11 protein-coding genes are annotated in these 13,580 nt (G+C 39.9%); 7 read left to right on the plus strand and 4 right to left on the minus strand.

Features of this window, described 5'->3' with window-relative positions:
• Positions 1–88: 88 nt before the first annotated feature.
• The 7 genes from B1202_RS01450 (at position 89) to B1202_RS01480 (ending at position 9,894) form a co-directional block, all read left to right on the plus strand.
• Entirely contained in the window at positions 89–1,003 is a 915-nt protein-coding gene (locus B1202_RS01450) for an ABUW_2363 family tetratricopeptide repeat lipoprotein (protein ID WP_078188747.1), read from the plus strand.
• 167 nt (positions 1,004–1,170) lie between these two features.
• Entirely contained in the window at positions 1,171–3,138 is a 1,968-nt protein-coding gene (locus B1202_RS01455; RefSeq protein ID WP_416202498.1) for an esterase/lipase family protein, read from the plus strand.
• A gap of 245 nt (positions 3,139–3,383) precedes the next feature.
• Positions 3,384–4,586 (plus strand): GGDEF domain-containing protein, encoded by a 1,203-nt coding sequence (locus B1202_RS01460; protein WP_078188749.1) that lies wholly within the window; start codon positions 3,384–3,386, stop codon positions 4,584–4,586.
• Between the two features lie 310 nt (positions 4,587–4,896).
• Positions 4,897–7,527, plus strand: coding sequence for a DNA mismatch repair protein MutS (mutS, locus tag B1202_RS01465; RefSeq protein ID WP_078188750.1), 2,631 nt, complete (start codon positions 4,897–4,899; stop codon positions 7,525–7,527).
• A gap of 385 nt (positions 7,528–7,912) precedes the next feature.
• Entirely contained in the window at positions 7,913–8,236 is a 324-nt protein-coding gene (fdxA, locus tag B1202_RS01470) for a ferredoxin FdxA (RefSeq protein WP_004651686.1), read from the plus strand.
• Positions 8,237–8,374: 138 nt separating this feature from the next.
• Entirely contained in the window at positions 8,375–9,097 is a 723-nt protein-coding gene (locus tag B1202_RS01475; protein WP_078188751.1) for a D-Ala-D-Ala carboxypeptidase family metallohydrolase, read from the plus strand.
• A 131-nt stretch (positions 9,098–9,228) separates the two neighbouring features.
• A complete protein-coding gene (locus B1202_RS01480) occupies positions 9,229–9,894 on the plus strand; it encodes an O-methyltransferase (RefSeq protein WP_078188752.1) in 666 nt (221 codons plus the stop codon).
• Between the two features lie 209 nt (positions 9,895–10,103).
• Here the strand turns inward: B1202_RS01480 and B1202_RS01485 are convergent, their stop codons facing one another.
• From B1202_RS01485 to B1202_RS01500, 4 genes are all read right to left on the minus strand, one after another.
• On the minus strand, positions 10,104–10,946 hold the full coding sequence (locus B1202_RS01485) for a universal stress protein (RefSeq protein ID WP_078188753.1): 843 nt from the start codon (positions 10,944–10,946) through the stop codon (positions 10,104–10,106).
• A 130-nt stretch (positions 10,947–11,076) separates the two neighbouring features.
• Positions 11,077–11,694, minus strand: a complete 618-nt coding sequence (locus tag B1202_RS01490) for an acyltransferase (protein ID WP_078188754.1) — start codon at positions 11,692–11,694, stop codon at positions 11,077–11,079.
• On the minus strand, positions 11,687–12,286 hold the full coding sequence (locus tag B1202_RS01495) for an IMPACT family protein (protein WP_078188755.1): 600 nt from the start codon (positions 12,284–12,286) through the stop codon (positions 11,687–11,689). Before B1202_RS01495 ends, B1202_RS01490 begins: the two co-directional genes overlap by 8 nt.
• Before the next feature lie 102 nt (positions 12,287–12,388).
• The gene (locus tag B1202_RS01500; RefSeq protein WP_078188756.1) at positions 12,389–13,579 is read right to left on the minus strand and encodes an HlyD family type I secretion periplasmic adaptor subunit; all 1,191 of its coding nucleotides are present in this window, start codon (positions 13,577–13,579) and stop codon (positions 12,389–12,391) included.
• Position 13,580 lies beyond the last annotated feature (1 nt).

Raw genomic sequence — 13,580 nt, forward strand, 5'->3', positions numbered from 1 at the left:
AAGTTGCCTTTAACTTGCATGTTGTTCAGAGTTTTTTTAGACTGACCAACATGCTTTTTTGTATAAAATAAATTAATGGATGAATCATATGACGCTTAAGCCCTTGGCAGTTGCTTGTATTGCTTTAACCCTTGCCGCTTGTGGAAGCGCCCCAACTAAAAATAATGCACCTAAAGATGCCATGATTTTTGTAGAGCCTGAACTTACTCCACCGTTCTACGCACTCAACCCATTTAACTACGATGCGCCACCTCCTTTTGAATTAAATTTACAAAAAGCTGCAGCACAGCCTGTGACTAAGATGGTGGTAACTAGCCCGACCGACCCATCTAAACAACTGACACTTGAAGAAAACCGTCTGATTATTCCAATCGTAGACAGCAAAGAACGCTCAATGAAATTTGCTGCTTTAGCGGGTGATAATGAAATCGACATTACTGAAATTGATGATTTCTTACAGCTCGTCGAAGGTAAAGCTCGTCACTATCCACCACGTTTTGTTCAACGCCAAGAACGTAAAGGATTTGAACTTAAACTTAAAGAAGTGACGCAAAAATTAGATACCCTTGCATCTAAAGACAACGCTTCTTTTGATGTTTTAGTTCGTGCATTTAAAGCCAGTGTAATGGCACGTAACCTTGACTTAGGTTCTGTATACACCACTAAATCATTAACTTACGCACAGCGTATTTTAAAAATCAACCAAGATGATGCTGAAGCAAACTTCTGGTTCGGTTTTGGTTTATCTGAAGGTGGCGGTCAACGTGAAGCGATTCCATACCTAGACAAAGCGATGAAAGCGGGTGTTCAAGAAGCGTATCTTTCTGCAGCAAATAACTACATTGCGATGGAACAAAAAAAGAACGCAATTCAGGTCTTAAAGAACTATAAAGTCAAATACCCACAAGAAGGCGAAGTCGCTGACCGCTTAATTCAAGAAATTGAAAAGCAAGGCCGTTGGAATGTTTGGCAGGTTTTAAATCCGCCTAAAGCTGCGTCTTAATTGTAACGATTTAGAAAATTCTTTTGAAAAAAGACCGTTTTAACGGTCTTTTTTCATTTAAGGCGAATTGAAAATCCTGACAATTATCGTATGATTTGAAAATATTCAACCCAATGTGCGACCCCTTTATGCAGCTAAATACTAAAACAATACTGCTCCTTGGAATCATGAGTACCAGCGTACTGAGTGGATGTCAGGTCGTCAGTGTCAAAAACCAAAAACTCAACGTTTCTATTGCCAATGAACGTGAAAGTATTATTTCTAGAAACAAACTTAGCGAAGCCAGTTTAAATGTCTTGTCGATGACAGGTCGTGAAGCCAAAGCGTGTATAGAAGACCCGAAAGCCTGTGTTGAGGAACTACAACAGATCCCTCAAATTCAAGACGAACAATTATTGTCTACGGCAAGTGAATTATATTTAGCCAAAGCCATCGAATATGAGTCTTCTTCTGCCTGTAAATTAGGTTTACTGACTAGCCACAAATCAGAAGAAAAACAAAAAATTGAGCAAGACACATATAACAAATGTTTAGATCAACAGCTGACGCTACTGGATAAAAGTATCCGCTATAGCTATGCCTACATGTTTAAAACCAAACGTGCGCCTGCTGACCGTATTTTTGATAACCGCCAAGTTCAAATCCGAGATTTCTATAATCAAGGGATTGCCAAACTGGTTAGCAGTTATGCACTACGTTATAAACCTCAAGAAGTCACTCAACAGATCAAAGTCGGACAGACAACCTATCATATTGACTTCAGCCATTACCCAGAACTCAAAAATCGTAAAATTGAACAATTGATGTCAACCTATAACCTCAACTTCTCAGGTTTACGTTCTATTACCCGTCGTGATGGTTTTGGTTCCGAATTTCTTGTGGTTTTACCCGAAGAATATACAGTTGAAACAGGCAAAGCCAAATACATTATCAACCCGATTGATTTTAAATATCCGTCTGGTTCAAACCCCAACATCCATCAAGCGCGCTATTTAGCTGCAACCTTAACGGCTGAACCTCTAAGCACCACAACTTCAGTTGATCAAATTTTGAATCAACATGAGTTTCAAATTAAGGCTTACGACCCGTACAAATATGAACTGGTCAATATTGCCAATAAAAACTATGCCCTTGCAGCCAATTTTTCTGCACCTTATGGTCTTTGGTTAGCACAAAACAACTTGGGTAAGGCCGCGTATTTATCCCTAATTGACCGTGATGAAAAACTCACGATGCCGCATCTCTACATGCTTGAACCATATAATCCTGACAAAAAAGTCATCGTCTTGGTACATGGTCTTGCTAGTAGCCCTGAAGCATGGATTCGTCTCACCAACGATATTATGGGCGATTCTGTGCTACGTGAGCATTATCAAGTGTGGCAAGTGTTCTATTCAACCAACATGCCGATTATTGAAAGTCGCTTCCAAATTTATTCCATATTGACCCAGACCTTTAATAAAGTCGACGCCAATGCTGCAGCTAAAAAAGATGCTGTTTTAGTTGGTCATAGTATGGGTGGCATTATTGCTCGACTACTGGTTAGCCAAGCGGATACCACACAATCTGCTTTAAAAATGATGAACTCACGTCAATTAAATCAGTACCGTAATATTCCAGTCGTGAAGCAGCGTATGGTGATTGACGATATTCCAAATTTCAGCCGTGCGATTTTCTTGGCTGCACCGCATCGTGGTACTGAATATGCAGATCGTTGGTTTACCAAAGCTGCTCGAAAAATCATTAAACTTCCGGGCGCTTTCTTATCAGCTATGGGTGATGTGTTAACTCAGGAAGAAGACCTGAAAGATTTATTCCGTGAAATCGACCATGGCTTAATCCAAAATGGACCAAGTGACTTAAGCCATCAATCTAAATTTATTGCGCTCACAGAAGATATTCAGCCGCGTAAAGGTTTGAAGTTCCACTCAATTATGGGAAATAACACAAATAGCCAAGATAAAAATGTAATCTCGGATGATGTGGTGCCATACACCAGTGCACATTTAGAGGGTGCTGTTTCAGAAAAGATCATTAAAGGTGGTCATTCAATTCAAGAAACCCCAGAAGCTGTACTCGAACTGCGCCGTATACTACGACTGCATTTGATTGAACTTGGCCTCTATAAACCTTAGAGCAATACATTTAATTCGAACCACATATTTTAAAACCGATCTCAAGATCGGTTTTTTTATTTCTGCATTTACTTGAATATGCCAATATTCACATAATTATTATATAAGCCTTTATTTTTTAATCATTTTAAAACTCAAAATCACTTGTTAAATTTTATACAAATCTTATATTAGAGATAAATACGGGTTAAATATAGACAAAATGTCGTGCGCATATCCTAAATTTTTTATGAGCATATCGAATTATGAAATTAAAAGGCTCAAAGTTACTTCATCGGGATGAAATTGAGGGTTTAATCAAAACTAGATTAAATAAAGTTTATTTTACGCCAAATTTAGAATCCATTTATCAGCCGCTCTACCGTGATGAAGCGGCGAAAGAATTTCGTTTTCGCGGAATCATTATTTTTCTCCTGTATGCCCTGTTATGTTCGGGTATTTATCAAGTGATCCCTGCGGGTCATGACGCAGTTTTATGGATTTCTCTGTACATTTGGGTGGGGATTATCATTCTGAGTGCATGGGTTTTATCTTTTGTTCCGCGTTTGAACCCTTATTTTGATGCTTATACTTGTTTAGGCTCGATGTGCGCTGTTGCGATCACATTTATCATCATTACCATGATTGGTAATTATCACAATGATGCGCTATTACATGCTGCCATGATGTATGCCGTGGTCATCATCTATGCCTTTGTTGGTATGCGTTTTTATACTGCCGTCGTTGCGGGTTGGTGCGGTGGCTTGATTGGATACATCATTACTAAAGCTTTTGATTTTCAAATTGACTGGACGTTCTTAAATCGTACCTATACCTATAGTAGCTTTCTGGGTATGGCGATTGCCTATGTAATTGACCGTCAACACCGTGAAAACTTCTTACAAAATTGTATTATTGAACTGCATCAAAATGAGATGCAAAAACAATCTGAACAATTGAAAAAAATGACAGAGCATGACCCATTGACTGGGCTTGCAAACCGTCGTCAGTTATCTGAAGCTTTAGAACAGCAATGGCGTTATGCCCTACGTCATCAACAACCGTTAAGCATCATGATGATCGATATCGATTTTTTTAAAAATTATAATGATCATTTAGGACATCAGGCGGGTGACATCTGCCTGACCCAAATTGCAGAGGTCTTATCTCAAATTACCAATAGAAGTGGTGAGTTAGCCGCGCGCTATGGTGGCGAAGAGTTTTTACTCCTCTTTCCGATGTTAACTGAAGCTGAGATTAAACCTTTGGCAGCCGATTTATTACACCGTATTCAATCACTTGAACTTCCACATCCAGCTAGCCATATTTCAAAATTTGTAACGATTAGCATCGGCACAGCAACAATCATTCCATCTGAATCTGATCAAATTCAAAAATTTATATTGGCTGCCGATCAAGCACTTTACCTTGCAAAAGGCAGTGGTCGCAACCAATACCGATTAGCGTAGGCTGAAGCACAGCTTGATGTTTGAGTTAGTCTATCGCTTTGTAAATGTATCCATTGCTGAATTTACACACAGACTTTTTAGGGTTTATAAATAATATTTTGACTGCTTTTTTTACATGCAGACAAACCTTTTCTGGCATTTTCCTGTCACTTTTTTTGCTAGAATCAGCAACACGATTTGTTAACGTACACCTGTGGTTTTGAATGAAGAGACAATATAAATATAAGGACTTTTTCTAAATCCAATTTTCATCAAAACAGTGTCATTCGTTTAGCAGCGCACAAATTTTTATTTTAAGGTATTTCGTTTCATGCAAGCTGATAATTCCAAAGTTGACCTTTCAACCCTGACCCCGATGATGCAACAGTACATGTCAGTCAAAATGCAAAATCCGCATTCACTGATGTTTTATCGGATGGGTGATTTTTATGAGCTCTTTTTTGAAGATGCGCATAAAGCAGCAAAACTCTTAGGAATTACACTAACACATCGTGGTAAAGCCAATGGTGAGCCTATTCCTATGGCTGGTGTGCCGTACCACGCTGCTGAAGGCTATTTAGCCCGCCTTGTAAAAAAAGGTGAAACGGTGGTGATCTGCGAGCAAATTGGTGAGGTGACAGGCAAAGGGCCTGTTGAGCGTGGAATTGTCCGTATCATTACCCCGGGAACATTAACAGACGATGCACTGATTGCCTCTCATCAAAGTTCCAATTTAGTCGCGATCTGCTTACAACAAAATCAGATCGGGATTGCTTTACTAGACCTCAGTGCAGGTATTTTTAAAGTTCAGCAAATGGACTATCAGCTGGAACAATTGGCAATCGAACTTTCGCGTTTAATGCCGAGTGAAATTTTGATTGATGAAGATCTCATTGACCCGAATATTGTCGAGCAAATTAAACGTCAATTAGACTGCCCTGTTACCAAGCGTCCAAACGTCGACTTCAATTTAAATAACGCGCAAAAAACCCTGTGTGACCAATTTGCAGTAGCCACACTTTCAGGTTTTGGTATTGACCATTTACCTTTGGCGAAAGCTGCCGCTGCGGCTTTGATTCACTATGCAAAAATCACTCAAAAAACTGCGTTACCACATATCCGCAGCATTCAACTTGAACAAAGTAGTGATTTCGTGGCGCTCGACCCCGTTACTCGTCGTAACTTAGAACTGATTGATCCCCTATTTGAACATGGCACTTCCCTGTTCCAACTTATCAATGATTGCCAAACTGCGATGGGTGGCCGTCTATTAAGTCGTACCTTAATGCAGCCTTTACGAGATACCGCTTTATTGGATGCACGTTTAGATGCGTCACAAGCGATGCTGCAAGGCTATCATGAATCTCCGATCCGTTTAGTTCTCAAAGAAATTGGCGATATTGAACGTGTGCTATCTCGTGTAGCGCTCGGCAGTGCTCGACCACGAGACCTTGTTCAGTTACGTCAAACTTGTGCACAAATTCCCTATCTTCGACATGCACTTGAACCGATCATTGGGGCACATAAATCTAAGCTGATCGCTCAGTTAAATGATGAAATGGGTGATTTTCACGGCTTACATGAGCGTCTCATGTCTGCCATCGTAGAAAACCCGCCGGTGCTTTTACGAGATGGTAATGTGATTGCCGAGGGTTTCGATACTGAGCTGGATGAACTGCGTAAAATTCGTGACCATGCTGGTCAGTTCCTCATTGATCTCGAAATCAAAGAACGTGAACAAACCGGTATTGCAACCTTAAAAATTGGCTATAACCGTGTCAGTGGCTACTATATTGAACTGACTCGAGCGCAGGCTGAGCAAGCACCTGATCATTATATTCGCCGCCAAACCCTAAAAAATGCGGAACGCTACATTACCCCTGAGCTGAAATCTTTTGAAGATAAGGTGCTTTCGAGTGAGTCACGTGCATTAGCGCGCGAAAAAATGCTCTTTGAGCTATTACTTGATGAGTTACGTGCAGATATTGGCAACTTACAAATGATGAGCGCCGCTATAGCGCAAATTGATTTATTGGCCAATTTTGCCCATCAAGCGCGATTACGCAATTGGTCACGTCCGGAATATAGCCCTGAAGTTGGGATCAAAATCAAAGCCGGACGCCACCCTGTTGTGGAATCTCTGAGCAAATCGGCATTTACCCCAAATGATACCAGTTTGGACTTTAATCACCGTATGGCGATTATCACAGGGCCAAATATGGGCGGTAAATCGACCTTTATGCGCCAAACTGCCTTAATCAGCTTATTGGCCTACTGTGGTAGCTTTGTCCCTGCCCAATCTGCCATTTTAGGGCCGATCGACCGGATATTTACCCGTATCGGATCTGCCGACGACTTGTCTACAGGCAAATCCACCTTCATGGTGGAAATGACTGAAACATCTCAGATTCTTCATCATGCAACCAATCAATCACTGGTACTGATGGATGAAGTTGGGCGTGGTACGAGTACCTATGACGGCTTATCTTTGGCCTGGGCATGTGTACTCGATCTCACCCGTCGCATTAAATGTTTATGCCTATTTGCAACGCATTATTTTGAGCTAACCGAGTTAGGCAAAGACGCCAATATTGATAACTATCATGTCACTGCCCGTGAGCTAAATGGCAACTTGATCCTATTGCATAAAGTTCAACAAGGTCCTGCGAGTCAAAGTCATGGTCTACAAGTGGCAAAGCTTGCAGGTATTCCTGCGGCAGTGATCAAAGAAGCGCAAAACCGACTTCGTATTTTAGAAACTCAGCAAAAACAGCAACTCAATACGGCAGTACAAACCGATCTATTTTCGGCACTAGCAGAGCCTGAAGTCATCGAACGCGTGGTTGAAGTTGAAAAAACATCACCCGTACTTGATGCCTTAGCAGATTTAGATGTCGATAACTTAAGTCCACGTGAAGCATTACAACAGCTTTACGCTTTAAAGGATTTACTTAAGATCTAATTGAGCAGAAACAATACATAAGATATGCAAAGAGCACCTATAAAGGTGTTCTTTGCATTGACTCCATTCAAACGTGTAAATTAGTAAATGTTTACTATCTACTTATGCAGCTATTCAGCAATAAATTGATAAAAAATTAATGTTCTAAAATGTTTCATGCTTAAAATACATATTAAAAATATTGTTCGATAAACAGATGTAATTTAATCAGTTTTTGAGTATGATTCTCATTCATTGTAAAATTTACATAAATTGTTCAGTTTTTAGTGATTTTAACAGCACTGCATATAATAATTATCAATAAAAGGAATTGTTAGTTACCCTATTTTTTGCCTAAAATACACCATTAGTTTATTAGAACCATATTTTTTAGGTAGCTGTCGCCATGACCTTTGTTGTCACTGAAAACTGTATTAAATGTAAATATCAAGACTGCGTAGAAGTTTGCCCTGTTGACTGTTTCTATGAAGGTCCAAACTTCCTTGTTATTAATCCAGATGAATGTATCGACTGTGCGCTATGTGAACCTGAGTGTCCAGCTAACGCGATTTTCTCTGAAGATGAGTTACCTGAAGGTCAAGAAGTATTTATCGAACTTAATACTGAACTTTCTCAAAAATGGCCGAACATCACTCAAATTGGTGATCAACCTGCCGACCGTGAAGAGTGGAACGGTAAAGCTGATAAATTACAATATCTTGAAAAGTAATTTTACGCTTACATGAAAAGATCAGCACATGCTGATCTTTTTTTATACTTAAAGCACACATTTCATTGCAAATTATTCAAATTTTCTCAATCAAATTGGATTAAAATAGAACGAGTTTATAAATAATTGATTTCTATAATGAAGCATTTACTCAAGGGATTATTGTCCGTTGCAATATTCCCTCTTGTTTTCATTGGTTGTACAACTACACCACAAAAACAAGGTCACACTATTACAACTCCCGACGGTAAACGTATTTACATACCTCAAGAAAAAGTGACGACCATCAGACAAGCCCCGCCTAAAGTGGTGCCTTATGCATACAACTCATGGGTCGCGTCTGTCGATAATTTACGTCGTGTCCGAGACTACGAAGTCTTTTTAGAGAAAAATGGTGTAGGCAATATCATTCCATCATTTGAGCTGATGCGTACTGCACGTGATTGGCAAAAATGTGGTCGCTCAGAATATATGGTGCCTAACCGTGAATTATGGCAAAACCAAATTGCGACCTTACGTGTCTTTAAATATTTAGTTGCTGCCAATATCTTAACGGACTTTGAAGTGACTTCGGTTTATCGTGATTTGCCTTTGAACCAGTGTGCCGGTGGTGCAAGCTCATCTCGTCACCTATATAACTCGGCGATTGATTTCCGCATTGGACCTGCTTACCCGCAGCCCGAAGACTATAGTTATATTGAAAATACCAAGTTCCGTTTATGCCAATTTTGGTCACAACATGGACAAAGCCTCAATATGGGCCTAGGTCTATATGCCAGCGGACAAATTCACATTGATACACAAGGCTACCGTACTTGGGGACCTGATCACTCAAGTCGTTCATCAATGTGTAATTACTAAAACATTACACCGTCATATCAAGACCTCTTCGGAGGTCTTTTTTGTGCATAAAATATGCAAATACAGAACAATAAATTGCGATGTTAGTGGAAAGGTTTAAAATGCTTGCATCAATCACGAGGTGCGACAACATGCAACAAATGTGGACAGACATTGATGCTTACATCGATTCACATTTAATTCCTGAAGATCCAATACTGACTCAAACACTTCAACATACAGATGAACGTGGCTTTCCTGATCATCTTGCTGTAGCGGCCAATCAAGGCATGCTGCTACAAATGTTAATCCAAATGAACAAGTGTAAACGCGTTTTAGAACTTGGAACTTTTGCAGCCTATAGCACCATGTGGTTAGCACGTGCATTACCTGATGATGGTTACATTCTGACCATTGAAGGGCGTGATACACATGCTGCCCTCGGTCAAGAAAATATTGATAATGCAAAGCTTGCACAAACGATTGAACTAAAATGTGGTCGTGCGGCAGATATTTTACGTGCCCTTCCTGAAGATACCGAAGCTTTTGACTTTATTTTTGTCGATGCAGACAAACAGAGCTACCCTGAATATTTAGAATTAAGCCTAAATTTATCTCATTCAGGTACAGTGATTGTTTTAGACAATGTGATTCGTGCAGGTGAGATTCTGAATGCTGAAAACCATAAACCAAGCATTGAAGGTATCCGTGATATGTTCAAAGCCATGCAAAATCATCCGAAAATTTTATCCTGCACAGCACTTCAAACTGTAGGCTGTAAAGGTCATGATGGTTTTGCGATTGCAATCGTTAAATAATCTTAATCGAGGTGTTTTTTAGACACCCTGAATAAAGGTATAAAAAATAATCAACATAATATTTTATTTTCAAAACAACTGCTTACAAACACTGCACACAGAGTTATCCACAATTTATGAGGATAACTCTGATTATTTTTAAAACAACAACTTATTATTTATTTACTCGCAATTGACCGGCTATTTAGTCACCTATTCATTGTCTCAACTTATTTTACAACCAATAGTGGAACACTCGAATTTCTAAAAATACTGGTGGTAATACTGCCCAAGAAGAACTGATGGATTTTACTGTGACTAAACGCCCCCAGTACGATTAACTGAATGCCATGCTCTTGTTGATAGTCCAGAATATTTTCCGAAACATCGCCATAGCGGTATTCAGTCACCACATCGAGACCCGCATTGGTTAAATAATTTTTTGGATCATCCAAGATTTGTGGATGATCCCCAACATAGACCAAATGACATTGCAAAAGTTTAAGTAGGTCACTTTGTGCCACACGCTTCATTAACTCAACGCATTTAGGCGAATATTCATAGGCAAAAATAAAACGAGTCGGTGGTTTAAACGTTGGCCCTACGGTCATAACTGTACAGCTTGCACCGCGAATAAAGTTTTCAACATTACTACCAAGCGGCTTATTGCGCTCTGCTGAACGTTCACCCACGCGACCAATTAAAACAATATCGTCATCTTGCAACACATTAAAACTTTGCTCTAAAAAGTCGCCCTTTTCCTGAATATGGGTGGTTTGAATACCATGCTTATCTTGGATCATTTCAGAAATGTGTTTGAGCAAGTTATTACTATAATCTAACGCTAAATCACTTTGTTTTTGTTCTAACTCCGCGAGTTCTTTCAAGAGCATGGCATTACTTTCAAACCCAATCACACCACTGATTTCACCTAAGTGATAACTTGCCGGATAGTAATCAAGTATTTGCAGTAAAACCAACTCACGGTGAGTTTGTTTAGCAACCCAAGCAGCAGCATCAGCTAGTGCATTAATGCATGGAGAAGAGTCGATACAGGCGATAACTCGTTTCATGATTAGCCCTCGTTTTATTATTGCTTGGCTATAAAATGTTGTTTGTTATTTTTAACTTATCACAACTCTGTTTCACTGTGCATGCATTTGTGTAAGCATAAAAACGATTTATGACCTATTTGGCGATTATTTATTCACGATATCGAATGAGTTTTGCAGGATTTCCCGCAATGATGGCACGCGCTTCGACATTTTTCGTCACCATACTGTTCATGCCGACCACAGCCTGCTCAGCAATGTGAATACCATCCTTGATTCCAACATGCGCACCTAACCAAACATCACGCTCTATCTCAATCCCTTGTGAACGTACAGCCTGCTGATAGATCGGTTGATTGACATCCATTCCATGATCAAAAGCATATAAATGGCAATACGCCGCCATACGGACTTGATTGTGAATTTTGATGCCCACGCGCCCACCATCTAAAATACAGTGATGATTGATAGCCACTTCATTGCCTATTTCTATTGGGCCATGCAGGGTGCAATCCGCCGCAATAAAGCTGTTATCTCCAATAACAATCTTACGTCCCGGTTCGGCAAAAATATGAGCCAATGGCGATATAAAACAGTTTTCACCAATTTCAACAGTTTCCATCGATTTGAGATAGTCTTGATATTCCTGTTGCCAAGCTTCAGCCCAACCACGATTTTTCGGTTTGAGTGACCAATACAACCAAGGCATATAATTCAGACGATGCTTATGTTGCTCTCGATATTTCAATAATGGATCTATTTCATTCATCTTCAGCAACCTCGACGATATGCAGTTGTTCACGTCCGCGAGTTACATCTTGAATCTTTAACTGTAGCGGTTGGATTTGATGAATTTGCAATGATGCAAGTACATTTACGCCCTGCGCTGTATAGTCTTCCTGAAATTCAATTTGCTGCTGATTGAGTTCATATTGGAAAATTGCCCATTCACTAAACTGACAACTAAATTGCACTTTTTTCTTCTCAATGAGTTCAATTTTTTCAGCTTGTAAAAGGCATTGACCTGCACAGCCACCATAGGCACGTACCAAGCCCCCTGTGCCGAGCTTAATTCCACCATACCAGCGATTAACCAAGACCAACACGTTGGTTAGATCATTCCCTTCTATGGTTGCTAGAATGGGCCGACCTGCTGTGCCTGAAGGCTCACCATCATCATTAAAACGTACAGTATCTCCAATTTTCCATGCCCAACACTGATGTGTTGTTGAAATATCTTTATGGGCTTCGAGAAAATCTTTAACGGTTTGTTCATTTTCCACAGGAACTGCGATGGCTTGAAAACGACTTTTTTTAATGTCTTCTTCATATTCAAACTGTGCGGCAAGTGTAAATGGCATAACGTCTTTAGGTCCTCTATCAGCGGATATTATAGCGTTTTTTGAAAGACTTACATCCACAAAAAAGCCCCCAATACTGGAGGCTTGATTGGCACTGCGTTATTAACGTTCGCGAAGTGCTTCTTTGGCTTTATTGAATGGCTTGATTAAGTACTCAAGTACAGTTTTTGAGCCGGTACGGATATCGACTGTTGCCACCATACCCGGAGTGATACTAAAACTTTTACCTTCTTTATTGCTTAATTTATCACTATCTGTACGGATATAAACACGATAATAGAACTGATCTTGTTTCACTTCATCACGTAACGTGTCTGGCGAAATGACAGTCACTTTACCTTTTAAACCGCCATAGATCGAATAATCATAAGCCGTAATTTTAACTAAGGCTTCTTGACCCGGACGAATAAAAGCAATATCTCGCGGTGAAATACGTGCTTCAACCAAAAGCTGTTCATCCAAAGGTACAATGGTCATCAATTTACCATTTTGCGGAATTACACCGCCCAATGTCATCACATCAATTTCTTTGACTACACCACGTACTGGAGATTTAAACACGGTACGACTCAATGTATCCGATTTACCTTTAACCACTTGTTGCTGCGATTCAATATCAGTATTGGCTTTCGACAATTCTTCCCGTGATTTCACCAAATATTGGTTACGGACATCATTTAACTGATTTTGTAAGTCATTTGCAGAACGTTTTAAACGAAGTACTTCAACTTCACTTGCTGCACCCTTAGCAACTAAAGGTTCAGTCATGGCCAATTCTTGTTGAACCAATACCAAAGCTTGTTTTAAGCCTGCAACGGATTCTTCCAAGTTTGCACGTCGTGAACGATATAAAGCAGTCTCTTCATTCACTAAGGCCGGAATCTTTTGAACATCTTCAGGGAAGCTTAATGGCGTACCGTTTACTTCTGCACGTAAACGCGCTGCTGTCGCACGTGATGCCACAAGTAAAGACTCGGTTTCACCAACATTTGATGCGAAGCGTGTTGGATCGAGTTGCGCAAGGACTTGACCTTGTTCAACAATTTGACCTTCCTTCACATTCAACTTGGTTAAAATCCCCCCTTCAAGCGACTGAACAATTTGTTCTTTCGAAGATGGAATTACTTTACCTGTCCCTGTAGAGACTTCCTCTAATTTAAATAACCAAGCCCAAACTAAAAGAATGGCCAGACCAATCGTAATAATCCAAATGATTAAACTCGATTTTGGTAATGGTGGCTCTTTAAAGCTGACTTTGGTCGAGCGTTGTAGTTCTTGTTTATTTTCACTCATG

The organism is Acinetobacter amyesii, from assembly GCF_002018365.1.
Taxonomy (GTDB): domain Bacteria; phylum Pseudomonadota; class Gammaproteobacteria; order Pseudomonadales; family Moraxellaceae; genus Acinetobacter; species Acinetobacter amyesii.